This is a genomic window from Candidatus Merdisoma sp. JLR.KK006 (assembly GCF_036941035.1).
In the GTDB taxonomy this organism is placed as follows: domain Bacteria; phylum Bacillota; class Clostridia; order Lachnospirales; family Lachnospiraceae; genus Laedolimicola.
Window position 1 is genome coordinate 84159 of the sequence record NZ_JAYMNS010000008.1, and the last position, 24968, is coordinate 109126.

The window sequence follows — 24968 nt, forward strand, 5'->3', positions numbered from 1 at the left end:
ATGAAATCACTACCGCAAATTTCAGAAGCAGAATTTGAAGTAATGAAAGTTATATGGAAGTACGCACCCATCAGTACCAATGAGGTGACGGACAGATTGACCCAAACCACCAAGTGGAGCCCCAAAACGATCCAGACTTTGATCAAACGGCTTGTAACAAAGGGGGCGCTTTCTTATGAAAAGCAGAGCAGGGTATTTGTTTACACCCCCTTGATTGAAGAAAAAGAATATATCGGGCAAAAAAGCCATTCCTTTCTTAAGCGTTATTATAATGGGAACATTGCCGCTATGCTTTCTGCCTATATTGAAGATGATAAACTCTCCGAATCGGAAATAGCCTCTTTACGCTCGCTTCTCCTGAAGGGCGAAAAAGGCATGAGGGATTAATATGGCAGCTTTTGGCATACGTTTTTTTCTATGTAATATTTTCATTTGCGTCATCACAGGCATCTTTCTTATGGTAAAACGTGTATTGAAAAATCACCTGACCGGCCGGATGCAGTTTAATCTGTGGTTTCTGCTGGCCGGATTGCTGGCCGTTCCCTTTCTGCCCGTCCGCCCCATTGGGCTTTTGCAATTCTTCTTAAGGCTTGGCAAATGGCCGGGCACCGGGCCGGCAAAGGCAGAGACTGCCCTAAAAGCTGCCGGAAATATGAATATTTCCGGAGTAGCAAAGCAAATAGACGATTTTACACTGTCTGTCAGCAGCGGGATATCTTCTATATTGGGCCTTATACTATGCGTGATATGGCTTACCGGTGTTTTTGCAATGCTCCTGTTTTTGATAAAATCCAACAAACAATTAAGCCTTTTGAGAAAGTCTGCTCTTCCTTTACAAAATAAAACGATTCGTATCCTGTATGGCAGTTGTTTAAAAGAACTGAAAATCAAAAAGAATATTCCCATTTACAGTACTGCATTTTTAAAGTCTCCCATTCTTGCAGGATTATTCAGACCATGCATTTATCTGCCGATCCATTTGATATCAAATTTCTATGATAATGTCGAAGGACATAAAGAGATGCCCGACGGCTGCTTTCATGCTTCACAGATACGGTACATGTTATTGCATGAATTACAGCATTACAGGCACAAGGATGCCCTTGCCGGTTCTCTTATGAATCTTATCAGCGTGTTATATTGGTTCAATCCTTTGGTATGGTATGCATTAAAAGAAATGAAAAACGACAGGGAAATAGCCTGTGATGCTTCTGTCCTGAAGCTTTTGAATAAAAACGACTATGAGGATTACGGAAATACCCTGATCAATTTTGCGGAAAAAACTTCACTCACACCATTCCCTTTTACCGCCGGGATCAGCGGAAGCATGAAGCAAATGCAAAAAAGGATTCTCCATATTTCTTCTTATCAGAAACCTTCTTTCCGGAAAAAATTAAAAGGAATGGCTGCTTTTTGTGTCATTGCAATTATTTTTTGGGGACTTGCCCCAATTCTGTCCACCTATGGGGCAGACCAAAGCCATTATAAGTGGAACGTATCTCCTGAACGGATTTCTTTGATGGATCTGTCCGCATATTTTTCCGAATATGAAGGGAGCTTTGTTCTATATAACTTGAGGGACGATATCTGGCATATCTATGATATGGAGCATGCCACGCTTAGAACCTCTCCGGAATCTACATACAAGATATACGATGCTCTGTTTGGATTGGAAGAAGGCGTGATTGCGCCCAATGATTCTTTCATTGCATGGAACGGTGTGAATTACCCATTTGAAGCATGGAATGGAGAGCAGGACTTGTATTCTGCAATGCCCTCTTCTGTAAACTGGTATTTTCAGGAAATAGAGGAACGGCTTGGCATATCTGCTGTCAGAAACTATATTCAGAAAATCGGATATGGAAATGAAAGCATCCACCCAGGCGTTTCTTCGTTCTGGATGCAGTCTTCCTTAAAAATCTCACCGGTGGAGCAGGTTGAACTTTTAACAGACCTGTATAACAACCGCTTTGGCTTTGATCCGGAAAATATAAACGCAGTAAAGGATTCCATTTGCCTTTTTTCATCTGAGGACATGGCTTTTTACGGAAAGACCGGAACCGGACGCATAGATGATCAGGATGTGAACGGCTGGTTTGTTGGGTTCGTTGAAACACATGACAACACCTGCTTTTTTGCCGCTAATATTCAAAATGATACAAACGCTGACGGAAGCACCGCCGCCAGGATAACCAAGTCTGTCTTATCAGAGCTCAATATTTGGAAATAAATAATCCGGTAAATGGTCATTCCTTGTTATAGCAATATTCATTATTCATCTCATTGATACGATATTGATAATCCGGAAGCCCTTTTATCCCGTCATTTAAAATCTCATTTCCCAAATATTGAAAACTGCCATTCTCAGAAAATCTAACTGTAAGTTCATGAGTTATAACTGCATCATCACACAAAACCATCCGGCATACCGCATCTACGGTCAAAGTAATTGTTCCGTCATCGTTTTCTTTGATATGCGTAACCTCCGGTTGGAACTTTTCTTGATACTTCATCCTATTTCCGGCTGTACGCCTGTGTCCGGCTCTTCGCCTGTGCTTTCTGCATTTTCTTTCAGTTTATTCTTTTCTGCTTCACTGCTATATATCCCTTTCATACCTTTCCCACTGCTATTGCAGGAGCAAAATAAGACAATACTCAGTATACCTGCCAATAAAATAAATTTTCCCACTATTCATTTCCCCCATACGTCTCCTGCCACTCTTCCTCTGTCAAACGGTCCGAATGCCACCAAATATCAAACTCATCTTTTGCAGATTCCTTTGTGCCGCCAGAAGGAAACGATGGAAGTATTTCATTCGATACATATTGAAAATCCTCCTCACCCAATGGACGTATTACTGTTTTATGGGAATAGGATTTCGATGTATTTTCATCCGGATATACTGCGTTGATAATAAGCGTAATGGTTCCGTCCTGATTTTCCGTGTAACTTACGACTTCCGGGTAGGGAATATCCGGATATTCAACCTCGTAAAATCCCCTGGGCCTGTATTCATACATAGCATCCTTTGAAAGATATGTTGTCTTTAAGCGAAGCGCTTCTCTATCTATATGAAAGTGTGTCATAATAACATTTTCAAATATGTCCTCCGGTATTTGATAAACTGCTCCAATCTCTGGATTTTCATCTAAGACATAGGGAACCGGATTCTGATACAAAATGGGATAGAAGCAGTCAAATACATCATAAAAATCCAAATTCCCAAAATCTCCTTCGCTCCAATCCGTAAGAAACATATTATTTTGTTCATAACCAATTGGTAAAATATATTTCCGATTTAATTCCCTGCACCTTTCATCCAGCGGCAATATCCGCAGCGCAGTATGTTCCGTTGCATCGCTCAATGTCAGTACATAATTCTCATCTGAATAATAGCTTCCCTCAAAGATAAGATACCCTTCCTCCGTATATTGCCATACATCAGCCGGGTAGCTTACCGTACTCACATTTTGAAGCTGTCCGTTTTTGTCATATTCGTAACATCCCCTGACAATGTTTACGCAGCCATTCTCTGTTTTCAAATCAAATTTCCGGAAGCCCTGGTCCGTGAGCAGGATAATGGTCAGCTCTGCATTTTTCTTTTCCTCTACCTCTTTGCAAAATTCCAGTACCTGTTCTGCTCCTGCCATGTCAACCTGATTTTCACTGTCAACAGCCACATAGCCATTCTCACCAAGCCTTGAAACAATACGCTGCATCGTTTCCGGACTGTCTAATGTGCCTGTCTTAGCCGCCTCTTCATAAATATCACGATAAATCACTGCTATGCTGTCTCCATTGTCACAATTACTTTCAGCCAAGAGAGGCTCTTCCCTATTCTCCGCCGCTGTTTCAAAATCCGGCTCTTCCAATGGTTCATCACGGCAGCCAGTCATTACAAGTGCAATTACGCCAGTCATTGCTAATAACCGCAGTCTTGCTTTTATGATGGATACACTGCTTTGTAAAAGCTTTCTGTTTTTCTTTCTCTTGTGTCTGTATTTTCTCTTCTCCATGCTCTGTCCTCCTGCTGAATGATTAGAAAGATAAATAAATTTTCATAGTCCCTCATGCGCTCCATTGACGCACCACCATAACTGAAAGTCAGTAAATATTACTTTTGTAAGATTATTGTGTAAAAAAATACAATTTTCTTTCAACCAAAATACTACGCCTGTAAGATTTTTAAGTCAAGAAAAATATTAAATCTCTTATATCGGACCAGATTTTAAAAACGACCAAAAGGATAGACTTTTACGCTCCCCGCAATATATCAAAGCTTCTCATGCAACAGCTCCAGCACTTCTCGGAGTTCTTTTGCCCCCACCTGTCCCGGGGCTGATGCCCTACCGGCCGCTCCAAATGTCAGGGCTGATCCAAAGCTCTCTCCTGCAAGCCTGCTGATCACGCCCGTTCCTCCCATGGACATGGTAATCACCGGCTGTCTGGCATAGCACTCTTTCATCTGCCAGGTAGCCGCTAAGAGGGTCAGCACATCCCCCGGATCACGGGGCATAGCGGCAAGCTTTAAAAGATCCGCCCCTGCCTTCTGCATCCTGCAGAGCCGCTCCACGATCTCCCCCGTATTGGGTGTCTTTTCAAAATCATGGCTAGACGCTATTACTTTTACTCCTTCTCTATGAGCCTTTTTCGCAATCGCAGAAAGAAGCTCCTCTCCCATAAACAGCTCCACATCGATCACATCCGCCTGGCCTGACGCAAGAACCTCCGAAAGAAATTTCTCATAATCCTCCAAAGAAATCTCCTGCTCACCGCCCTCCTGTCCGGTCCGGAAAGTAACGAGAAGAGGCAGCTCTCCAAGTTCCCCACGCAAAAGCTCCAGCATTTCCCGAAGCTGTTCCTTTTCCAATGCCTTTTCAAACCAATCCGCTCTCCACTCCGCCAGATCCGGCTCTGCTGCTTTCAGCTCCCTGGTCTGAAGAAGTATCTCCTCTCTGGTCCGCCCCACAATAGGAGCACATATCTTAGGCATCCCTTCTCCGATCACGATATTTCTAACCTGAACTTTATTCATTTCCATTTTGTCCTCCTATCAAAATCACTGCGTGATGGCACTAAAGGGTCAAGTCGCTTCGGCGCACCGGTAATGAGAGAAACTTTCATTCGAAAGGGCACTCATGAAAGTTCCTCTCGTGCGCCTTTGCGACTTTACCATCCATCCTAATCTTAATATAAATCAATTTCCAGGCTCCCACACAAACCGCACCTTCTCCGGTGCAAAGTGCTTTGAAGCATGTCCCGTCAGCTGCCGGTACAAAAGCTCCCGAACAATATACGCCGTTTTACAAAAATACTCCCACCGCCCCGTTTCCTGAAAGAAGTCGTCCTCCATGCCATCCCTGCTCTGATTCCCCAGGGTTCCTTCATAGATGGCATACCTCTTAAGGAGCCGGTTGAAATCCCTCGGCATATACTTATAATAGGGCATATCAAGGGGAATCCCTGCCTGTTCCAAGACCTTGGCAATAAACTCTCCGCAATTGTAAGCCTTGTAAACCGGCCGTCCCCCAAGCCACGGAAGCAGAAGCATCTGAATCAGATTGTACATAATCTCCGGGTCACGGCGAACCTTAGCCAGCCATCTCTTAGCCCGTGCATACCCCTGTTCCGAAACAGGAACCTTAAAAATCTTTGTATAAATAGGGATATTTTCACCAAGGGTATAATAAATGCGCTTTTCCTCAATATACCCGGAGATGGGCGGCGTCTTTGCCCTTAATCTGGAAAATGCATAAAAATGCTCATACCGATCATCCAAAGACAATGCAACATGGGTATATTTATAATGTGTCACCCTCTGAGTCAGCCTCCCAAAGCCGGAGGGAAGATACAGAAGCAGAATATATAAATATTTCATTTGATTTTCCCTTCTATTTTTAGTTCCGTAACATACTGCCCATACACCCATAATAGAATAATTTCCAGCCGCCAAAATATGCGTCTGCAAATTATTCTGTGCATGGACAGTATGTTACTGTTTTAGTTCCGTAACATACTGCCCATGCACCCATAATAGAATAATTTCCAGCCGCCAAAATATGCGTCTGCAAATTATTCTGTGCATGGACAGTATGTTACTGTTTTAGTTCCGTAACATACTGTTCATGCACCCATAATAGATCAATTCCCAGCCGCCAAAACATGCGTCTGTAAATTGATCTGTGCATGGACAGTACGTTACTGTTTTAGTTCCGTAACAAACCATCTTATGGATTGACCATTGCTTTCTGCTTCATTTTACCATATAATAAAGATATTAACGTACTATTTTTTACAACTACGGCAAAAAATTATGATTTTATTAGTAAAACCGGAATCAATCGACAATGGATTTTCTCTGGATATGGCTTTGCGCACAGAGCCGCTGGAGCTGGAATACATCTCGGCCATGCTGAAGGCTGCCCATATTCCCTGCTATCTTTATGAGGCTGCTCTAGATCCCCATTCCTTTGAAGATCTCCTTTATGAATACCACCCGGAAGCAGTGGCAATCACCGGATATATTACACAGGAAAACCGAATCAAGGACTATGCCAGTAGGACAAAGGCATTTGATCCCGATATTCTCACTCTGGTGGGTGGCTCCCACGCACAGAAGAATGCGGAGCGTTTTTTTGAACCTGACATTGATTTTATCTGCCGCTCGGATAATATCTTTGCGATTTTGGACATACTGGAGCAAAAACCCTTTGAAAATATTGACGGTCTCTGTTATCATACCTGTGAGGGATGGCAGAAAAATCCTATAGAGGACTTTGATATCAACCGTCTTCCCATTCCTGACAGGAGCCATATGGAACGTTATCTGTCCTCTTACCGCTATCTGGATGTTCATCCTGTGGCCCTTTTGAAGACAAGTTCCTCCTGTCCCCATCACTGCTCTTTCTGCTACGGAAGAACGCTGAACAATGGCAGATATTATCAAAGAGACCTTTCTCTGGTGATAGAAGAGCTCCAAAGCATCGCAAGCCCAAATATTCAGATTGTAGATGATGATTTTCTCTATGATACGGAACGGCTTTGGGATTTTATTTCCCTGGTCCGCAGTCACAATATTCATAAAACTTTCATTTGCTATGGAAGGGCTGACTTCATCACAGAGAATCCGGAGCTTATGAAAGCCCTTTCCCATATCGGACTCCGATATGTAATGATTGGACTGGAAGCAGTCAGCAACCGGCAGCTTGACAGCTATGCAAAGGGGACCTCCCTTGATATCAACTGCTCCTGCGTCCGCCTGCTTCAGGAGCTGTCCATACAGCCGGTGGGGTTATTTATTGTAGATATCCGTTTTCGGCGGAAGGATTTTAAGAACCTGCGCCGTTTTATTCACAGCCTTGGGATTTCCTATATCGGGATTTCTATTTTTACCCCTATTCCCGGTACGGCTCTTTATAGGCAGTATGAAAAGCGCCTGATTACCCGTGACCCAGAAAAGTGGGACTTTATGCATTTGGTAGTGCCCCCTGTTCACCTGAGCATTTTTAGATTTTATCTGGAATATTTTCTTTTGGTCATGGACTTATTTCGTCTGGCACAGAAAAAAGGAATCTATAAGTTCCTGCACCTGAATGATTACAAGCATATTTTCCGGAAGCTCCTGTTTCAGGAGGGGCTTCGCAAAAACTGAATCCTCCACGGACGGCATAACAAGCTTCTGGCATTGGATACCGGGCACGTGTGATAACATATTTTAAGTAAAGAGAGGTAAACACATATGGAAGAAAAAATGACCATGGATGATTATGCTACCGAGCTGGAAGCCTCTTTCCGCAAGGTGCAGGAAGGAGATGTTCTGACAGGAACTGTCATTGGTGTGTCTGAGACCGAGATTACTCTGGACCTTAAGTATTACACCGAGGGGATTATCCGTCTGGAAGATTATTCCGAAGATCCGTCTTTCTCCATCAAAGAGGATGTCAAGATTGGAGAAGAGGTTACTGCAACCGTTTTGCGTTCGGACGACGGACAGGGACACATTCTTCTGTCCCGGAAAGCTGCCGCAGATGAGATGGCCTGGAAAAAGGTTGCGGAATATCTGGAAAATGAGACCGTTCTTGACGTAAAGGTAGGCGGCGTGGTAAATGCTGGCGTTATCGCTTATGTAGAGGGGCTTCGGGGCTTTATCCCTGCTTCCAAGCTTTCCTTAAGCTATGTGGAGAATCTGGAAGAGTTTTTGAACAAAGAGCTTCAGGTTCGTGTAATCACCGTAGATCCGGAGAAGAAAAAGCTGGTATTGTCTGCCAGAGAGATTCTTCGTGAAAAGGCTGCAGAGGCACGCAGGGCAAAAATCTCCAATGTTGAAGTGGGCCTGGTTACGGAAGGCAAGGTTGAGAGCATTCAGCCTTACGGCGCTTTTATCGACTTAGGGGATGGACTTTCCGGCCTGGTACATGTGTCTCAGATTTCCGAAAAGCGCATTAAGACACCGGATGCTGTTCTGAAAGTAGGCGATACGGTCAAGGTGAAGGTAATCGCCATCAAGGAGGGTAAGCTTTCTCTCAGCATGAAAGCTCTGAATGATGTGGCTGCGGAAGAGATTCGTGAAGAGAAAGTGGTTCTGCCCAAGACAGAAGAGCTGACAACCAGTCTTGGCGATTTGTTTAAGAATATTAAGCTGTAATTTTTAAGGTTTAAAGGACTGCCCATTTTAATCCACAGGATCTTGGGCAGTCCTTTTCTTCATTTCACCTGCTAAAAAGCGTATAATAAAATCTCTTTTTAGCAGAATGAGTTTAATATGAAAAGTAAAAGTTCCTCACATAGATTATATCAGCAGAAAGGAATCTAAGTATGAATCGCATTTTGCTCTTAGAGGATGACACCAGCCTCATAGACGGCCTTCAATATGCCCTGGAGAAAAATGGTTTTTCTCCGGATATCGCAACCACCACAGCGCAGGCTAGGGAGTTTTTGAGCAGTGATACAGCCTATGCCCTCCTTCTTTTGGATGTAACACTCCCGGACGGTACCGGTTTTGACATCTGTACCAGGGTGCGTCAAAAGGACAGCAGGATTCCCATTATCTTTCTGACTGCCTCTGACGAAGAAGTGAACATCATCCGTGGTCTGGACAGCGGCGGAGATGACTATATCACCAAGCCCTTTAAGCTGGGAGAGCTGCTCTCCCGTATCCGTGCTCTCCTTCGCCGTGCCAGCCTTTCTCCTCAGGATGAGACTTCCCTTCTTCGCTGCGGCGATCTGTCTATTGACTTTATCCAAAGCCGGGCTTCCTTAAAAAATGAAGTTTTAGATTTGACTGCTGCGGAATACCGTTTGCTAAGTCTCCTGGTTCGCAATGCCAATCAGGTTGTCCCACGCAGCCGGATTCTGGATGAGCTTTGGGACAGCGGCGGAAGCTTTGTGGATGACAATACACTTTCCGTATATATCCGCCGCTTACGGGAAAAGGTAGAGACAGATCCCTCCCACCCTGTACATCTAAGTACGGTACGTGGTTTTGGATATCAGTGGAATGAGGTGAAGTCATGAGTATTGTTCGAGAAACCAATACAAAAAAATTCATACTATCCTTTTTCCTTATCTTTCTGCTGGCATTTTTTCTGACTTTGGCCGTTACCTCCTATCAAAATCATGCCGCATGGCAGCTTTTACTCAATCACGAGAGAGCCATTGCCACTTCTTTATTGGAACAGGAGGTTCCGGATGAGCTTATTGCCAAAGCACTAAACGCTACCAAATCAGGGCCCGAGGGCATTAACCTTCTGAATCAGTTGGGAATCCATGAGCGCACAAACCTCTCCCTGCTTTCGCCTTTGTCTGCCTACGGGCAAAATACCTTTCTTTTCTCGCTTTTAACGCTCCTGCTCTCTTTTTTCCTGCTGGTCCTTATAATTATTCGATTTCTATTAAATCAGGAGCGTCTATACCAGAAAGCCATTGAGATTGTAGCAGCTTATACGGCCGGCTCTTTTGATACTCCGCTTCCCGAATCCCGAGAGGGAAGCATCTACCGTCTGTTTGGAGAAATCAACCATATGACCGGAGCCCTGAAAGCCGGACAGGAGGCGGAGCATGAGGCAAAGGAATTCCTGAAAAACACCATTTCCGATATTTCCCATCAGCTTAAAACACCCTTAGCCGCTCTCTCTATGTACAACGAAATTATTCTCCAGGAGCCGGATTGTCCAAAAATCATTCAAACCTTTGCCAGAAAATCCGATGCATCCATAGAGCGGATGAAGTCTCTCATTCTATCTCTTTTGAAAATTGCCCGGCTGGATATTGGCAGCATCACCTTTCAAAAGACTCTCTGCCCTGTTTCGGAGCTTCTTGATGCTGCTTTGGAGCCCCTTACCTTTCGGGCCAATCAGGAAGAAAAGGAAATCTTCTTTTTGGAAGCCTGGGAAGGAGAAATCTACTGCGATCCCGTATGGACAATAGAAGCCATCGGAAATATCCTTAAAAATGCATTGGATCACACTTCTTCAGGCGGAAAAATTGAAATCCACAAGGAGCAGACTCCCTTGGAAACCCGGATTCAAATTGCAGACAATGGGTTCGGAATCTCCCCTGAGGATCTGCACCATATTTTCAAACGCTTCTACCGAAGCAAGACCTCCAGCCAAACCTCCGGCGCAGGACTTGGACTTCCCCTAGCCAAGGCAATTGTGGAGGGGCAGGGCGGAAGCATCTCCGTGCAAAGCAATCCGGGTACCGGAACCATTTTCACTGTCAGCTTTCCTCGTTCATCCAAGTATACCTCTGCATAAATTTCGTCCGGCTTACAAAACTGTAAGGTGAAATTCATCTGATTGTAAGCTTCCTATGTTATTTTGATGGATATTAAGACAGCAGCAACTTAAATTAGGAGGATACAAACAATTGGAAATTTTAAATGTACGGCATTTATGCAAAACCTACGGCTCCGGCGAAAGCAGTGTCAAGGCTCTGAAGGACGCTTCCTTCTCCATGCAAAAAAGCGAATTCGCTGCTATTGTAGGTGAATCTGGCAGCGGCAAAACAACCCTTTTAAACCTGATTGGAGGACTTGACGATCCCACCTCTGGGCAGGTCTTCTTAAGCGGTCAGGAATTATTTTCCATGAAAGAGCAGGAACGAACCATATTCCGCCGCAGAAACATTGGCTTTATCTTTCAGTCTTTTCAGCTTATTCCCGAACTGACGGTGGAACAGAATATCATGTTTCCCCTCCTTCTGGATTACCAAAAGCCAAATATGGAAAGGGTGAACGAACTTCTGGCCATTCTGGGACTTACCCAGCGGCGAAACCATCTGCCGAGCCAGCTCTCCGGCGGCCAGCAGCAGCGAACCGCCATCGGCCGGGCACTGATTCACAACCCCATGCTGATTCTGGCGGATGAGCCCACGGGAAATCTGGATTCCAAGAGCAGCCAGGAGGTCATGGAGCTTTTAACCCAGGCCGCCCACCACTACCGGCAGACAGTTTTAATGATAACCCACAACATAGGACTTACTGCTTATGCGGATCGGGTTCTTCGGGTATCTGACGGCAATTTAACAGATTTGGGAGGGAACCATGATGAAAAGCTATCTTAGTCTGATTCCCGCCTATGCAAGGGTTCACAAAAAACAGAACCGCATGACCCTTCTGTGCATTATCTTCTCCGTCTTTTTGGTAACTGCCATCTTCGGAATGGCAGACATGGAAATTCGCAGCCAGAAGCTGCAGGCCATCACCCGCTACGGCAACTGGCACATCCAGATAAAGGATCTCTCAGAGGAAGATGCCGTTATCATAGCCCAGCGCCCGGATGTGGCTGTTTCCTCCTGGTACAACGTATTAAATTATCGCCTGAAGGACGACTATTTCATCGGCGGAAAACGGGCCGCTGTCTGTGGAATCGAGCCCTCGATGCTCACTTTAATGGAATACGATTTAACCGAAGGGACATTTCCGGAAACGGACCGGCAGATTATTCTGACGGAAGCTTCCAAAGAAATACTGGATGCAGAACTGGGAGACACGATTGCCCTTCAAACCCCTGACGGAAATTATCTGGCCTATACGGTCTCAGGCTTTGGAATGGATAACGAAATAGCTATGAAATCTGACGCTATCATTGGCTTTCTCCCTCTATCCTCCTTCCAATCCCTGTATCACTCGGTCAACAATACTGCAGAAGATGCGGATATGGTCTATTACATCCAATTTTCTGAGCATTGCAACATTCGGAGCGCCATAAAGGATATTCAGGCGCAATTTGGGCTTTCTGAGGAACAAATAGGCGAAAACACGGCGCTTCTGGGGCTTTTAGGCTTCAGTGAGGATTCCTATGTAACCGGACTGTATCTAATCGCAGGTGTATTGTTTCTTCTGGTTCTGACTGCCGGAGTTCTTATGGTTGCCAGCAGCATGAACAGCAATATCGCCCAGAGAACGGAATTTTTCGGTCTTCTCCGCTGCCTGGGCGCAGACAGCAGGCAGATTCGCCGTTTTGTGCGCATGGAAGCCCTGAACTGGTGTAAAACCGCTATCCCCATAGGTGTTCTTCTTTCTGTTGTCACCATCTGGGGACTCTGCGGCGCTCTCAGATACTTAAGCTCCATGTATTTTTCCGACATGCCTGTCTTCGGCGTCAGCCTGCCCGGTATTCTGGCGGGTATTCTTGTAGGGCTGATTACCGTGCTTCTTGCTGCCCGTTCTCCGGCAAAAAAAGCTGCCAGGGTTTCTCCGGTTACGGCAGTCACCGGCAATACGGAAGTACCAATCACAGGTTTTTGGAGCAAAAGCAGTCACCGTAATCCATCTGAGGAAAGCTCTCAAAAACATGGGAGTGTTCAGATTTGTCATATTGAAACATCTTTGGGAGTCTGGCATGCCCTTTATCGGAAAAAGAATTTTCTTCTGATGTCCTTCTCCTTTGCCTTAAGCATTATTCTCTTTCTAAGCTTTTTTGCAGCAACAGCCTTTATGAATCATGCTATCACGCCGCTGCGGCCTTATACGCCGGATCTGTCCATTGTAAGCCCCGATTCCTCCTGCTCTCTAAGGCCGGAGCTTGCTGCCAGGATTGCCGAGTGTCCCGGTGTAAAGCGAGTTTATGGCAGGGCATTTGCCTATGATGTACCCGCACGGATAAAGGAGCAGGAGAAAAACGCAATGCTGTTCTCCTATGATCTGCAGCAGCTTAACTGGGCGGAGGAATACCATTATCTTTTGGATGGCGATCTGTCCAAACTGACGGAAGACGGGAATTATGTACTGGGTGTACATGATGCTGCCGGACAATCCTTAGAGGTTGGCCAGGTTGTTCATACCTCTCTGGGAGATGTGACCGTAGTCGGGCTTTTATCCCATTGTCCCATTGACGGAGGATCGGATACCCAACGGCTTATCTGCTCAGAAGACACCTTTTGGCGGCTGACTGGCGAAAGCGGGTACACAATCTTTGATGTGCAGATGACCCGTCACGCCACGGACGAGGATGTAAACCGAATTCGGGAGTTGGTTGGTGATGAGGTATTGTTCTCGGATCAGCGTCTCAGCAACCAGGATTCCCGGGGCGCTTACTGGGCCTTTGCTCTATTCTTATATGGCTTTCTTACCGTAATCGTGCTCATTGCATGTTTTCATATTATCAACAGTATTTCCATGAGTACCTCCGCACGGATGCGTCAATATGGGGCAATGAGAGCTATTGGAATGAGCTGCGGACAGTTTACGAGAATGCTTGGTGCGGAAGCTGCTGCCTATGCCTTCTGCGGCTGTGTGCTTGGGTGTGCTTTCGGCCTGCCCCTCCACTGGTTCCTGTTTGATCAAATGGTTACCGCACGCTGGGGAACTCCCTGGACGATTCCCTATGGGGCTTTGGCTTTGATTCTCCTGGTGGTGGCGTTGGCTTCCGTGGCAGCCATCTTACGTCCTGCCAGGCAGATCCGGCGGATGTCTATTACGGATGTGATACATTCCCAGTAGGCTTTTTAAAACTCTTCAATAAAGCTTTTTGAAATAAAAGACAGGATACGAACAGAAACAATTCGTGTTTCAATTCGTATCCTGTTTAAATCTGAATTCATCTACACAATCCGTCCAATTACATCCTTCATCCGCCCACGTTCTTCTTCTGTCAGGAATGCCGCATCTGCGGCATTGAACAAAAGAGCTTTCCGTTCCTCTTCTGTCATCCCCAGTTCTGTTTTAAGCCTTCGGTATTCCCTCTCTATAGTAGTATCAGAGACTGTCATGTTATCCGTATTCACCGTTACCTTCAAACCGGAACGCAGATATCTAAGAATCGGATGCTCCAAAAAGCTGCTTACAGCCTTTGTCTGAACATTACTGGTAGGGCACATTTCCAGTGGAATCTGACTTTCCCTCAAAAGCCCCAGCACCTTTTCATCCTCATTTGCCCGAACTCCATGACCGATGCGGGCGGCTCCGAATCTTAATCCCGCCTCTATGCTCTCCGGTCCGTCAGCTTCCCCTGCATGAATGGTAAAGGGAAGCCCCAGATCTTTTGCATACGCAAACAGCTCCTCATAATCAGCCGTAGGAAAGAGAGCCTCCGCTCCGGCCAGATCCACCGCAGCCACGCCCCGTCCCAAAAATGCTGCCGCTGTCTCAATGGTTTTCCTATTTGCTTCCTGATTATCCCCTCCACGCATGCAACAGAGAATCAGCTTTGCCATAAAGAAAGAGCCTGCGGTAGCCTCCTGCATCCCCAAAATCGCCGCCTTCACCGCATCCTCCTGGGTTAATCCCTTCCGAAGATGAGACTGGGGCGCAAAGCGCACCTCCGCATACAGCATTCCCTGCTCCTTCAGTGAACTAAGCAGCGTATACATTGCCTTACGAATGGCTTCTTTTGTCTGAAGTACCGACAAGGGTAAATCAAACTTTTCCAGATATTCATTCAAACTTTCACAATCTTCCGGAGCTGACAAGAACAGCTTCAGTTCATCCGGATCCTCTGCCGGAAGCGGAAGCTGCTGTTCTCTTGCCAGCTCCAAAATTGTCCGCGGAAGCAGTGAACCGTCAAAATGCAGATGCAGATCAATCATATCCTTCTCCTATTCAAATTCAATATTATTCATGTCTTTTGCAGCTTTTCTTTGCACAATCCCCCGGCCGAAAAATGTCAGGGCCAGAATTTCAAATCCAGTCATTACCGGATAAGCTCCCGACAAATACCAATACAGAATTGCATTCCAGCCGGAAATCTCCGAATAAGAGATACCGCCCAGCAATACCAGATAGCTGAACAGCAGGGAAGTCAATACCAACCACTCATCTAAAAGCTTTTTCCCTCTCAAAAGCCAGGCGCTTATAACCAGCCACCCAACAAACCCGAGGGCTGCCAGCACGCCTCCACTATAACGGTAAACCTGCCGGATTCCGTTTAAAACAGCGCCCTTATAGCTGATATCCGCCAATAGTCCATGACGTTCCGGCACATCCCAGTACCAGTCCAGATTCAAACGTGAATTTTCCGATTCAAATCCATCTACGCTTGACCCAAGTTCATAAGTATCCAATCGCTTTCCATCCCGATAGGCATTCAAATATACAGGCTGGGTCTTATCCTCCACATAAAGCTTCAGATGAAAACGGCATTTTTCCGCCCCTGACACGTTCCGCCCCTGACCTTTCAAATAGGAAGCAATATCCCCGCTGTCCGAAAACTCCACAGTTCCAAGAACCGCACCATCCGAAGTCTCTGCCTGAAGGGTCACGCCTTCCATTCCCTCATAAGCCACATACCAGCCTGCCATCTCAATCATATTTGACTCATGCCAGACAGTCTTATCTCCGGTTATCCGTTCAAAAAGCAGGTTCCCTCCATTTTCATCCGGTTCACTGTAAAGATATACCAGCGTTTCCATCTCATCATAAGTTGCTGTATAAGCAACCGCCTTTCCCAGTGCGCCAAATAAATCTCCCAGATAGCCTTTCCGCCAGGGTGACATATAAGTGGAAGGCATCGTAGCCTGCCGTTCCAGAATCCCCTGATCCATAGCCCATTCCAGTTCATCCCGAATCTTAAGGCAGATATCATTGGCCATGGCGCCATTCTCATAATACCCGGCTTGTGCAAGAGCGGTCCGCACAATCCAGAACACCCATCCGTCCCGAACCTCCCAAGTATCGGCATCCCCTTCCGGCCCGGCCCAATACTCCCTGCTGCTCTGAAAGTAAGGCTCCAGCTCCTTTAAAGTGGGACAGGCATCACACATACGGGCTATTTTTTCCCTGGTCAGGGTTACTCCCGGAATGTCCTCATTTGGCTTTACCGCCATCATGCTTTTATACATTTCGGCAAATCCACTGTCCTGTAATTCATTGGTAGTATGGATTCCATAATATTTCTCATTTTGGGCAGCTATCAACTGTCCTGCCAGCCACAGGCACAAAAAAGGCACCAGCACCAGAATCCCTTTTCCTATATAACCCTTCTCTTTGGACTTCCTCCAAAGTCCGAAAATACTTCCCAGATAAACCGCCAGAAATACAAGCAGGAAGGGTACCACCCAGATGGCATCCTCCCGTGTATAGAAAAAACTCACTGTTCCAAAAACAGCAGCCAGCATCCAAATTATCTGCCTTTTCAGCGGCTCTTTTCTTCGAAGGTACATTGCCAGAAATCCGCCAAAAATCAACAGTACCTGAATATAAGAAATACTGTTGCGGTACACCCTCTGAAACGCCTGCACAGAATAAGAAATCGGATTCCACAGCAGCGCCAAATACAGCAGTCCCATAGCCCACGCCTTCTTTAACAGCGGACGCAGTCCATAGACAAACAGCATACAGCTCACCGTATAGCACAAAGCAGTGACATTTAGATAGGACAGGTGAAGAAAATTGCACACCGCCAGATACAAAGGAAAAAACATCCCTTTGGTCAGAGTAAGATCATTGTATTCTCCGAGCCACTGCCCATTTCGCAGGGTTTCCGCCAGATGCACCATTATCCAGTCATCATGGATTCCCTTGGGAACCGCCATAATAGGAAGATTATACACCAAAAACTGCTTCAGCAGGCCCATCCCTGCCATAAAAAGAAACAGCAGCAGTTCCTTCCTTGAAATTCTCTGCCTCCAGCTGCTTGTCATGCCATTTCCTTCTTTTCCAGATTATCCGGTCCAAAGCTCATGGGAAGAAGCTGAGAAAGTGTATAGACCTGATAATCCTCCGTGCCTGTCCCCAACACTATCTCAAAGGTATCCGGATCGCAAAACTCTCTCATTACCTGACGGCAGATCCCGCAGGGCGGCGCAAGCTCTAAGGGACCGCCTGCCGCTCCGCCAATCACAGCAATGGCACGGAACTCTCTCTCTCCTTCACTGACTGCCTTTACAAAAGCAGTCCGCTCTGCACATATTCCCGGCGAATAGGCTGCGTTCTCCACATTGCAGCCGCAGAAAACTTTTCCGGACTCAGAAAGCAAAGCTGCTCCCACCTGATAATTGGAGTATGGTGTGTATGCACGGTTTCTGATCTCAATTGCCTGTTTCATTAACTCTTTGTAATCCATTTTGTTCTCCTATCAAATATTTTACGCTTTCTTAAATTAAATGGCTTCCGCCAGAGCCCCAATGCTCTCTGTCACCAGCTTTTTAAAAAGGGGCGCCGTTCGATCTGCCGTTTCCTGAACTTCCTCATGGGACAAAGGCTGAGACGTCACACCTGCTGCCATATTGGTAATGCAGGAAATTCCGCAGATATGCATTCCCATATGATTAGCCGCTACTGCTTCACATGCCGTACTCATTCCTACCGCATCAGCTCCCAGGGTCCTGGCCATCCGAATCTCTGCCGGCGTCTCATATTGAGGGCCTGTAAACTGCATGTACACACCCTCCTGAATAGAAATTCCCATAGCCTCTGCTGTTTTTCGAATCACACTGCGCAGAGCCCCGTCATAAGTATCGCTCATATCACAGAACCGCAGCCCAAGGGCATTGCAGTTAGGCCCTATCAGCGGCGAAGGCACAAGCACTGAAATATGATCCCGAATCAGCATCAAATCCCCCGGCCGGTAGTCCAGATTAACTCCGCCTGCCGCATTGGTAAGAAAAAGGATTTCCGCTCCCATCAGCTTCATCAGACGGATAGGCAGAACTACATCATTCATAGGATATCCTTCATAATAATGTACTCTTCCCTGCATGCAGACTACCGGAACATCCTTTACATAGCCAAAAATAAAACGCCCCTGATGCCCCTCTACCGTAGACTGGGGGAAACCCTCGATGTCCCCATAGTCCAGAACCGCTTCCTGACGGATCGTGTCCGCAAAATCCCCTAATCCCGATCCAAGAACCAAAGCAACCTTCGGTACAAAATCCACCTTGCTCTTACAGCTCTCATAGCAGTTTAACAGTTTCTCATAAGCCTGATTCATATATATCCTCCTATTACACTTCCGTAATATCCTGTCGGTACACCTCTATCTAAATCAATTTCCAGCCGCTTAGAGCTGCGTCTGTAAATCGATTTGTGCACCGGCAGGATATTACTGTTTTAAGTTACTATGCAACAGTACGAAAGGGCAAAGTCACTTGGGCACACCTGTAATGAGAGAAACTTTGCGACTTTACCGATCCAATACCATCTGATCATATTCCAAAAAAGCAAATCCCAGACGCTCATACAAACGCACTGCCGCTTCATTGCTTCTGGTTACCTCCAGCCGAAAGCGCATCACCTCCGGGTGCTGCTTCATCACTTCCTGAAAAAAGCGGCTTCCATACCCCTTGCCTCTGGTTTCCTTTTTTAAATAAAGCTCCTCAAACATCATACATCTGCCGCCTGCCTCGCAGGCATAAAAGATGGTCGTATAGCCAAAGCCTATAATTTCTTCATCCTCCATCAAAACATAGCCTTCCAATAGCGGATCTTCACTGACCGCATCCTCAAAGGTCCGCTCAAGCACCGCAGACTTTACCGGATGGCACACCGCATCGCTATGGTAAAACTCCTGCACCATAGGGAGAACCTTGTCACGCATGCTCTCCTGCATCTTCTCTATATGAAACAATGGTTTTGCCAGCTCCTTTCATTATTTACATCTTCCTCTCCAAACGCCCCTGAATCATGGTTGAAGTCAAAAGAATCACAATCGTCCCCACGATCATCAGGGTTGACAGCGCATTCACATCCGGAGACACGCCTTTACGAACCATACCAAGAATCTTTAAGGGCAGGGTCGTACTCTCCGGCCCTGCGGTAAAGAAGCTGACCACCACATCATCCAGAGACATGGTAAGTGCCAGCATTCCTCCGGAAATTACTCCCGGAGAGATCATAGGCAGTGTTACACGCCAAAAGGTATGAAGCTCATTGGCTCCCAGGTCCCTGGCCGCTTCTTCAATGGAATGATCAAAGCCTGCCAGCCTTGCCCGAACCGTAATCACCACAAAGGGCATGGAAAAGGTTACATGGGCAATAATCAGCGTGGCCATGCTCATGCTGACATTTAAGGATGTAAAGAAAATCAGCAGGGCAATGGCAAATACCAGTTCCGGAATTACAATGGGGATATATAAAGCACTGTTTAAAGCATTTTTTAGCTTAAACTCAAATTTATAGAGTCCGAGAGCACACAGCGTCCCCAGAATTACGGAAAGAATTGTACTCACTCCCGCTACGATTATGGTGTTGAAAAAGGACTGCATAAGCTGCCGGTTTTCAAACATTTTTCCGTACCATTCCAGAGTGAAGCCCTCAAAGGTAATGTTCATTTTAGAAGTGTTAAAAGAAAATGCAATCACTACAAAGATGGGCAGGTATAGAAAGAGATAAATAAGGCAGGCATAAAATACACTGCCCGGCTTAAATTCACGTACGTTTCTCTGCTTTTTCATATGCATCTCCTTTCTTTTCCACAACATTCTGCTATGCTCTATCTCGCTCTATGGAAAAAGCCAAACCGGTTCAGGCTTATGTGCCAGTACAACGCCTGAATGCCTTTGATTCATGCAAATAATCTACCCCGCCGTGAGCCAGCTCAATTCCGCCTTGCTCCATTTCGCTGGACGGGCTTCGCCCTATGGAAAAAGACAGATTGTGCCAGCCTTATGTGCCAGCACAACGTCTGGCACAATCTGTCTTTTTCCGCACGGCTCATGCCTAAGCCATGTCTTCCAGGCTCCCCACTCTGGTGTAGAGCTTCATCAGAATCAGCGTAATCACAATCAGCACAATGGACAGTACCGCACCTAGGGGCCAGTTTCTGGCCGACAGGAACTGATTTTTAATCAAGTTTCCAATATACATGGTCTTTGCCCCGCCCATCATATCCGAGATAAAGAAAAATCCCAGTGACGGAATAAAGGTCTGAATCGATCCTGCAAAAATCCCTGGCATAGTGAGAGGAAGAATGACTCTGGTAAACACATGCACCCTGCCTGCCCCCAGATCCCCCGCCGCTTCCAAAAGAGAGGGATCTAACTTCTCAATAGATGTATGAATGGGCAGAACCGTAAAGGGCAGCAGGGCATACACCATACCAAGCAGCACCGCCCCATCCGTATAAAGCATCTCCAAAGGACGATCAATGATTCCGATTCCCTGCAGAAAATGATTGATAATTCCCTCTGTGCGGAGAAGCGTATTCCACCCATAAGTACGAATCAGCGAGTTTGTCCAGAAAGGAAGCATCAAAAGCAGCACCAGTACAGGCTTCCCTTTCCTGGGTGCATTAGCAATAATATAGGCAAAGGGATAGCCCGCCAGCAGACAGATCACTGTAGTTTCCAGGGAAAGCAAAAGGGAATCAAAAAACACCTTTGCATACTCGCTCTGAAACAAACTGGCATAATTCGAAAGGGTGAATGTAAAATCCACACCCCCATAAGCATTTTTTGTCAAAAAAGTGATTCCTATCACATAGATAAGCGGAATCATAAGAAATGCCGCCAGCCACAGAACCGTAGGTCCCACTGTAGTAATCACACCCAGACGCTTCTTAAAAGATTTGATCATTGGTCATTCCCTCTATCTTAACAGACTGCTCAATCACATTGTAGATCTGCTCTTCCTTAGTCCGCATCACTACAACCTTTCCCGGATTCCAGTACACATTCACCACGGTTCCAACCGGAATCAGATCGTCCTCCGCCGGCGTCTCGGCTTTGAGCATCTGTCCATTGGGAAGCTCTACCATGGTCTTATTGATAGAGCCCACAAAGATATGCTCCCGAACCTGCCCCCGGAACCGGAATCCCTCCACCGACTCCATAGAAAGCTTCAGGTTCTCCGGCCGCACGCAGAGATATACCATCTCTTCCAGGCGGTAGCCCGTCTCCCTGATTCTGGCCTTTCCCGATTCCATGGTTACTTCAATGGAATCCTCTGTCATTTCCTCTATATAGCCCTCAATAATATTGGACTCTCCTATAAAATCCGCCACAAACTTTGTCTCCGGATGATTGTAGATCTCCTCCGGCGTTCCCACCTGCTCCAGATTCCCCTGGTTCATAACAGCAATTCGGTCACTCATGGTCAGGGCTTCCTCCTGATCATGGGTAACATAGATAAACGTAATGCCCAACTGCTTCTGCAGATGCTTTAACTCCACCTGCATCTGCTTGCGAAGCTTCAGATCCAGTGCCCCCAAAGGCTCATCCAAAAGCAGCACCTTGGGCCGGTTCACCAACGCCCGGGCAATAGCTACCCTCTGCTTTTGTCCTCCGGACATCTGGGAGGGCATCCGCTTTTCCAGTCCGTCCAGACGCACCAGTTTGATCATCTCCTCCACCCTGCGGCGGATCTCATCCTTTTTTACTTTCTTCTCCACCAGTCCGAAAGCGATATTGTCAAAGACATTCATATGGGGAAAAAGGGCATAATTCTGAAATACCGTATTCACATCCCGTTCATTGGGCTTCTTCCCCTCCACGTCTGTGCCCTCCAGAAAAATCTGTCCGGAGGTGGGATATTCAAAGCCCGCTATCATCCGCAGGGTCGTTGTCTTGCCGCAGCCCGAGGGCCCAAGCATAGTCAGAAACTCTCCCTCTTCCACATTAAGATTCAGCTTCTTTACTACCCTGTCATCATCAAAGTTTTTATCTACATCCTGCAGACGGATAATTACCTTATCTCTGCTTCGCTCCATCCAATGTTCCTCCCCTGCTACAGGGTTTTGTATCCACGCTCCCCTGTCCGAATCCGCATCACATCATCAATTGTTGAAATAAAGATCTTGCCGTCTCCCACGCTTCCCGTGGTCAGCTTCTGCTGCAGCTCGCAGAGTATTTCCTCCAGATCCTCATCCCACACTACCGTCATTACATGAATCTTCGGCAAAAGATTCATATCCAGATTCAGTTCCTCAAAATCCTTTGCATCTGCTTTCTGCCGCCCGCAGCCCATGGCCGCAGTCACGGTCATACCCGAGTATTCGTTTTTTGCCAATATTTTTTTGATAATATCCAGTTTATCCGGCCTTGTTATAATCTCAATCTTCTTCATAGCAGCCTCCCTCACTAATTGGTCTTCATTTTCGTAAACACTTCGTCATACCAGACAACCGCATCGCCCACTTCCCCGATCATATCGGCCCGTTCAATCTCGGAAGCTTCTACGTTGCTCCCCGGATTGTTCAGATATTCCTCGTCCAGAACCTCAAGAGCCGCATCATTGAGACACACGCTCGGGAATTCATCCAAAATCATTTTATAAATCTCCGGCCTGTGGATAAAGTCTATGAATTTCTCCGCATTCTCCACATTCTGGGCATTGGCGGTCATTACGAAATTGTCCATGGAAATCTGGCAGGGCTCTTCTGTGAATACCACATCAATATCCGGATTTTCCTTGATTGCCATTCCTGCGTCCGTATTGTAAACAATGCCCACAGCCACGTCATTGGCCGCCAGCAGGGTCTTGGGACTGTCGCTGTCATAGGCCTTAATATTGGGCTGAAGCTTTAGAAGCCAGGGCAGTGCGGCCTCGATAACCGCCTGGTCACGGCTGTTGGAATCCTGTCCCTGGGCTTTCAGAGCGATTCCTACAATCTCACGGACGTCGTCCACGGCTACAATATTATTTTCCAGGGCCGGATTTAGGAGGTCGTCAAAGGTTTTGATCTCCACGCCCAGTTCCTTGCATTTTTCCTTATTTACGGCAATCACGGTAATGGTGCTCATAAAGGGAATCGAGTACTCGTTATCCGGATCAAAATCCTGATTCAAAGCTGTAGCACTGATATTGCCCAGATTCTCCAGATTCTCCTTATGTATTGGCTGAATCAGATCCTGTTCTACCATAGCTTCTACCACATAGCAGCTTGCCATTACCAGGTCGTACTGATCGGAGCCGCCTGCCGTCAGCTTGGCAAGCATCTCCTCATTAGAGGAAAATGTGGATTCTATGACCTTGATTCCCGTCTCCTCCTCGAAAGCATCATAGACATTCTGGGGTATATACTCCGTCCAGTTATATAAATACAGCTTCTCCCCGCTGTCCTTTTTTCCGCATCCGGAAAATAACGTCATCAAAAGCATTGTTGTCACGAATAACGCAATTACTTTTCTTTTCACCTTATGTTCCTCCCAATTTAGTTCCGTAATATGTGCTAATGCATAAAAAAATAGGACTGGAGAAAGCTTTACTGACTTTCCCGTCCTATGTGCTTCTAACCAATGAACCCCATCCGTCTCCGAATGAAACCACCATATTAGGCGAGGCTCTTTTTTAACGCTTCCCCGCACTTTGCATTATATAAAAAAGTGCGGGGTACGTCAATGGGTTTTATGAATTATTTTAAAATTTCAGGGTAATGTCCGCCCATCTGAGCGATTGCATGCCAACTTTTTATATCAGATTCCTTGCCACACCGCTTTTTACCGCAGCATTTGCCACCGCTTCCGCTACGGTGCTTCTCAATCTTTTGTCGAAGGCCGCCGGAAGTATATAATCAGCATTCAGTTCATCTTCATGAACCAGTCCTGCAATTGCGTACGCCGCAGCAATCTTCATTTCATCATTAATGTCCGAAGCCCTTACATCCAGGGCACCACGGAATAATCCCGGAAAGCACAGGACATTGTTAACCTGATTAGGGAAATCCGAGCGACCGGTTGACACAACTGTCGCCCCTGCTCTTTTCGCCTCCTCCGGAAATATCTCCGGAGTGGGATTCGCACAGGCAAAAATAATGGCATCGGAAGCCATAGAGCGAACCATCTCCTCTGTAAGCGTCCCCGGAGCCGATACCCCGATAAACACATCCGCACCTCTGATAACTTCCTTTAAAGTTCCTTTCTCACGGTTAAAATTTGTGATAACAGACATTTCCTTTTTTACGGAATTTAAGCCTTCCCGCCCCTCATAAATTGCCCCCTGACGATCGGTCATAACAACATTCGTCAATCCCATTGCCATCAGCAGCCGGATAATTGCTATCCCGGCGGCACCGGCCCCGGAAGTGACAATTTTCACATCTTTCAGGTCTTTCTTTACAAGTTTTAACGCATTGATCATTCCCGCTAGCGTAATTACGGCTGTCCCATGCTGATCATCATGGAAAACAGGGATATCGCAGGTCTCTTTTAATCTTTTCTCTATCTCAAAGCATCGGGGAGATGAAATGTCTTCCAGATTAATTCCTCCGAAGCTTCCTGCAAGCAGGCGGACCGTATTTACAATATCTTCCACATCTTTACTGCGAATGCAGAGGGGAACTGCATCAATACCCCCAAACTCCTTAAAAAGGACACACTTGCCCTCCATCACTGGCATTCCGGCTTCCGGGCCGATATCACCAAGCCCCAGTACCGCAGTGCCATCCGTGACAACAGCAACCGTATTCCAACGCCGGGTCAGCTCAAAACTCTTGCTCAAATCTTTTTGAATTTCAAGACAAGGACAAGCCACCCCCGGTGTGTAAGCCAGGCTTAAAGCTTCCTTTGTGTCAACAGACACCCGGGATGCCATCTCCATCTTTCCCTTTAATTCATAATGCATTTTCAAGGATTCATTTTCATAGTTCATGGC

Annotated in this window: 23 protein-coding genes; 8 read left to right on the forward strand and 15 right to left on the reverse strand. The window is 46.3% G+C overall.

From position 1 onward, the window contains the following. Together VSQ61_RS08840 and VSQ61_RS08845 are read left to right on the forward strand one after the other, a co-directional pair. Positions 1 to 387: a BlaI/MecI/CopY family transcriptional regulator gene (locus tag VSQ61_RS08840; protein WP_334344075.1), complete on the forward strand. Its 387-nt coding sequence runs from the start codon at positions 1 to 3 to the stop codon at positions 385 to 387. A 1-nt stretch (position 388) separates the two neighbouring features. Continuing rightward, positions 389 to 2230 (forward strand): BlaR1 family beta-lactam sensor/signal transducer, encoded by a 1842-nt coding sequence (locus VSQ61_RS08845; protein WP_334344076.1) that lies wholly within the window; start codon positions 389 to 391, stop codon positions 2228 to 2230. A 16-nt stretch (positions 2231 to 2246) separates the two neighbouring features. Here VSQ61_RS08845 and VSQ61_RS08850 read toward each other — a convergent pair whose 3' ends face one another. From VSQ61_RS08850 to VSQ61_RS08865, 4 genes are all read right to left on the reverse strand, one after another. Then, positions 2247 to 2513, reverse strand: coding sequence for a DUF6070 family protein (locus VSQ61_RS08850; RefSeq protein WP_502877025.1), 267 nt, complete (start codon positions 2511 to 2513; stop codon positions 2247 to 2249). Between the two features lie 175 nt (positions 2514 to 2688). Next, positions 2689 to 4017, reverse strand: coding sequence for a DUF6070 family protein (locus tag VSQ61_RS08855; protein ID WP_334344077.1), 1329 nt, complete (start codon positions 4015 to 4017; stop codon positions 2689 to 2691). 257 nt (positions 4018 to 4274) lie between these two features. Beyond that, positions 4275 to 5042, reverse strand: coding sequence for a type I 3-dehydroquinate dehydratase (aroD, locus tag VSQ61_RS08860; RefSeq protein WP_334344078.1), 768 nt, complete (start codon positions 5040 to 5042; stop codon positions 4275 to 4277). Positions 5043 to 5198: 156 nt separating this feature from the next. Continuing rightward, complete coding sequence (locus VSQ61_RS08865; protein WP_334344079.1) at positions 5199 to 5879, reverse strand: hypothetical protein; 681 nt, start codon at positions 5877 to 5879, stop codon at positions 5199 to 5201. A 435-nt stretch (positions 5880 to 6314) separates the two neighbouring features. On the opposite strand from VSQ61_RS08865, the gene VSQ61_RS08870 reads away from it, so the two are divergent. The 6 genes from VSQ61_RS08870 (at position 6315) to VSQ61_RS08895 (ending at position 13943) form a co-directional block, all read left to right on the forward strand. Continuing rightward, entirely contained in the window at positions 6315 to 7652 is a 1338-nt protein-coding gene (locus VSQ61_RS08870; protein WP_334344080.1) for a B12-binding domain-containing radical SAM protein, read from the forward strand. Between the two features lie 87 nt (positions 7653 to 7739). Beyond that, a complete protein-coding gene (locus VSQ61_RS08875) occupies positions 7740 to 8645 on the forward strand; it encodes a S1 RNA-binding domain-containing protein (protein ID WP_334344081.1) in 906 nt (301 codons plus the stop codon). 170 nt (positions 8646 to 8815) lie between these two features. Beyond that, the gene (locus tag VSQ61_RS08880; RefSeq protein WP_334344082.1) at positions 8816 to 9514 is read left to right on the forward strand and encodes a response regulator transcription factor; all 699 of its coding nucleotides are present in this window, start codon (positions 8816 to 8818) and stop codon (positions 9512 to 9514) included. Next, positions 9511 to 10755, forward strand: coding sequence for a sensor histidine kinase (locus VSQ61_RS08885; RefSeq protein ID WP_334344083.1), 1245 nt, complete (start codon positions 9511 to 9513; stop codon positions 10753 to 10755). The genes VSQ61_RS08880 and VSQ61_RS08885 overlap by 4 nt, the downstream gene beginning before the upstream one ends. 112 nt (positions 10756 to 10867) lie before the next feature. Beyond that, positions 10868 to 11563 carry an ABC transporter ATP-binding protein gene (locus tag VSQ61_RS08890; protein WP_334344084.1) on the forward strand — a complete coding sequence of 232 codons (696 nt, stop codon included), beginning with the start codon at positions 10868 to 10870 and terminating at the stop codon, positions 11561 to 11563. After that, positions 11544 to 13943 carry an ABC transporter permease gene (locus tag VSQ61_RS08895; RefSeq protein ID WP_334344085.1) on the forward strand — a complete coding sequence of 800 codons (2400 nt, stop codon included), beginning with the start codon at positions 11544 to 11546 and terminating at the stop codon, positions 13941 to 13943. The genes VSQ61_RS08890 and VSQ61_RS08895 overlap by 20 nt, the downstream gene beginning before the upstream one ends. A gap of 101 nt (positions 13944 to 14044) precedes the next feature. Here the strand turns inward: VSQ61_RS08895 and add are convergent, their stop codons facing one another. The 11 genes from add to VSQ61_RS08950 form a co-directional block, all read right to left on the reverse strand. Next, a complete protein-coding gene (gene add / locus VSQ61_RS08900; RefSeq protein ID WP_334344086.1) occupies positions 14045 to 15028 on the reverse strand; it encodes an adenosine deaminase in 984 nt (327 codons plus the stop codon). A gap of 9 nt (positions 15029 to 15037) precedes the next feature. Beyond that, positions 15038 to 17080 carry a hypothetical protein gene (locus tag VSQ61_RS08905; RefSeq protein ID WP_334344087.1) on the reverse strand — a complete coding sequence of 681 codons (2043 nt, stop codon included), beginning with the start codon at positions 17078 to 17080 and terminating at the stop codon, positions 15038 to 15040. Further along, positions 17077 to 17502, reverse strand: a complete 426-nt coding sequence (gene cdd, locus VSQ61_RS08910; RefSeq protein ID WP_334344088.1) for a cytidine deaminase — start codon at positions 17500 to 17502, stop codon at positions 17077 to 17079. Before cdd ends, VSQ61_RS08905 begins: the two co-directional genes overlap by 4 nt. 36 nt (positions 17503 to 17538) lie before the next feature. After that, positions 17539 to 18372 (reverse strand): purine-nucleoside phosphorylase, encoded by an 834-nt coding sequence (locus tag VSQ61_RS08915; protein ID WP_334344089.1) that lies wholly within the window; start codon positions 18370 to 18372, stop codon positions 17539 to 17541. Between the two features lie 192 nt (positions 18373 to 18564). Further along, positions 18565 to 19008, reverse strand: a complete 444-nt coding sequence (locus VSQ61_RS08920) for a GNAT family N-acetyltransferase (protein ID WP_334344090.1) — start codon at positions 19006 to 19008, stop codon at positions 18565 to 18567. A 25-nt stretch (positions 19009 to 19033) separates the two neighbouring features. Next, positions 19034 to 19834, reverse strand: a complete 801-nt coding sequence (locus tag VSQ61_RS08925) for an ABC transporter permease (RefSeq protein WP_334344091.1) — start codon at positions 19832 to 19834, stop codon at positions 19034 to 19036. Between the two features lie 265 nt (positions 19835 to 20099). After that, positions 20100 to 20954, reverse strand: coding sequence for an ABC transporter permease (locus VSQ61_RS08930; RefSeq protein WP_334344092.1), 855 nt, complete (start codon positions 20952 to 20954; stop codon positions 20100 to 20102). Then, positions 20938 to 22086, reverse strand: a complete 1149-nt coding sequence (locus VSQ61_RS08935) for an ABC transporter ATP-binding protein (protein WP_334344093.1) — start codon at positions 22084 to 22086, stop codon at positions 20938 to 20940. The genes VSQ61_RS08930 and VSQ61_RS08935 overlap by 17 nt, the downstream gene beginning before the upstream one ends. Positions 22087 to 22103: 17 nt before the next feature. Beyond that, a complete protein-coding gene (locus VSQ61_RS08940) occupies positions 22104 to 22442 on the reverse strand; it encodes a P-II family nitrogen regulator (protein WP_334344094.1) in 339 nt (112 codons plus the stop codon). 14 nt (positions 22443 to 22456) lie between these two features. Beyond that, positions 22457 to 23512 (reverse strand): ABC transporter substrate-binding protein, encoded by a 1056-nt coding sequence (locus VSQ61_RS08945; protein WP_334344095.1) that lies wholly within the window; start codon positions 23510 to 23512, stop codon positions 22457 to 22459. A 274-nt stretch (positions 23513 to 23786) separates the two neighbouring features. Beyond that, positions 23787 to 24965: an NAD(P)-dependent malic enzyme gene (locus tag VSQ61_RS08950; protein ID WP_334344096.1), complete on the reverse strand. Its 1179-nt coding sequence runs from the start codon at positions 24963 to 24965 to the stop codon at positions 23787 to 23789. Positions 24966 to 24968 lie beyond the last annotated feature (3 nt).

What these genes read in the sequence shown, in the direction of transcription:
- VSQ61_RS08925 (WP_334344091.1), bottom strand. Translation starts at nt 19,834, where the DNA reads ATGAAAAAGCAGAGAAACGTACGTGAATTTAAGCCGGGCAGTGTATTT.
- VSQ61_RS08865 (WP_334344079.1), bottom strand. Translation starts at nt 5,879, where the DNA reads ATGAAATATTTATATATTCTGCTTCTGTATCTTCCCTCCGGCTTTGGG.
- VSQ61_RS08840 (WP_334344075.1), top strand. Translation starts at nt 1, where the DNA reads ATGAAATCACTACCGCAAATTTCAGAAGCAGAATTTGAAGTAATGAAA.
- VSQ61_RS08850 (WP_502877025.1), bottom strand. Translation starts at nt 2,513, where the DNA reads ATGAAGTATCAAGAAAAGTTCCAACCGGAGGTTACGCATATCAAAGAA.
- VSQ61_RS08885 (WP_334344083.1), top strand. Translation starts at nt 9,511, where the DNA reads ATGAGTATTGTTCGAGAAACCAATACAAAAAAATTCATACTATCCTTT.
- aroD (WP_334344078.1), bottom strand. Translation starts at nt 5,042, where the DNA reads ATGGAAATGAATAAAGTTCAGGTTAGAAATATCGTGATCGGAGAAGGG.
- VSQ61_RS08915 (WP_334344089.1), bottom strand. Translation starts at nt 18,372, where the DNA reads ATGAATCAGGCTTATGAGAAACTGTTAAACTGCTATGAGAGCTGTAAG.
- VSQ61_RS08855 (WP_334344077.1), bottom strand. Translation starts at nt 4,017, where the DNA reads ATGGAGAAGAGAAAATACAGACACAAGAGAAAGAAAAACAGAAAGCTT.
- add (WP_334344086.1), bottom strand. Translation starts at nt 15,028, where the DNA reads ATGATTGATCTGCATCTGCATTTTGACGGTTCACTGCTTCCGCGGACA.
- VSQ61_RS08845 (WP_334344076.1), top strand. Translation starts at nt 389, where the DNA reads ATGGCAGCTTTTGGCATACGTTTTTTTCTATGTAATATTTTCATTTGC.
- VSQ61_RS08950 (WP_334344096.1), bottom strand. Translation starts at nt 24,965, where the DNA reads ATGAACTATGAAAATGAATCCTTGAAAATGCATTATGAATTAAAGGGA.
- VSQ61_RS08870 (WP_334344080.1), top strand. Translation starts at nt 6,315, where the DNA reads ATGATTTTATTAGTAAAACCGGAATCAATCGACAATGGATTTTCTCTG.
- VSQ61_RS08905 (WP_334344087.1), bottom strand. Translation starts at nt 17,080, where the DNA reads ATGACAAGCAGCTGGAGGCAGAGAATTTCAAGGAAGGAACTGCTGCTG.
- cdd (WP_334344088.1), bottom strand. Translation starts at nt 17,502, where the DNA reads ATGGATTACAAAGAGTTAATGAAACAGGCAATTGAGATCAGAAACCGT.
- VSQ61_RS08880 (WP_334344082.1), top strand. Translation starts at nt 8,816, where the DNA reads ATGAATCGCATTTTGCTCTTAGAGGATGACACCAGCCTCATAGACGGC.
- VSQ61_RS08930 (WP_334344092.1), bottom strand. Translation starts at nt 20,954, where the DNA reads ATGATCAAATCTTTTAAGAAGCGTCTGGGTGTGATTACTACAGTGGGA.
- VSQ61_RS08940 (WP_334344094.1), bottom strand. Translation starts at nt 22,442, where the DNA reads ATGAAGAAGATTGAGATTATAACAAGGCCGGATAAACTGGATATTATC.
- VSQ61_RS08875 (WP_334344081.1), top strand. Translation starts at nt 7,740, where the DNA reads ATGGAAGAAAAAATGACCATGGATGATTATGCTACCGAGCTGGAAGCC.
- VSQ61_RS08935 (WP_334344093.1), bottom strand. Translation starts at nt 22,086, where the DNA reads ATGGAGCGAAGCAGAGATAAGGTAATTATCCGTCTGCAGGATGTAGAT.
- VSQ61_RS08895 (WP_334344085.1), top strand. Translation starts at nt 11,544, where the DNA reads ATGATGAAAAGCTATCTTAGTCTGATTCCCGCCTATGCAAGGGTTCAC.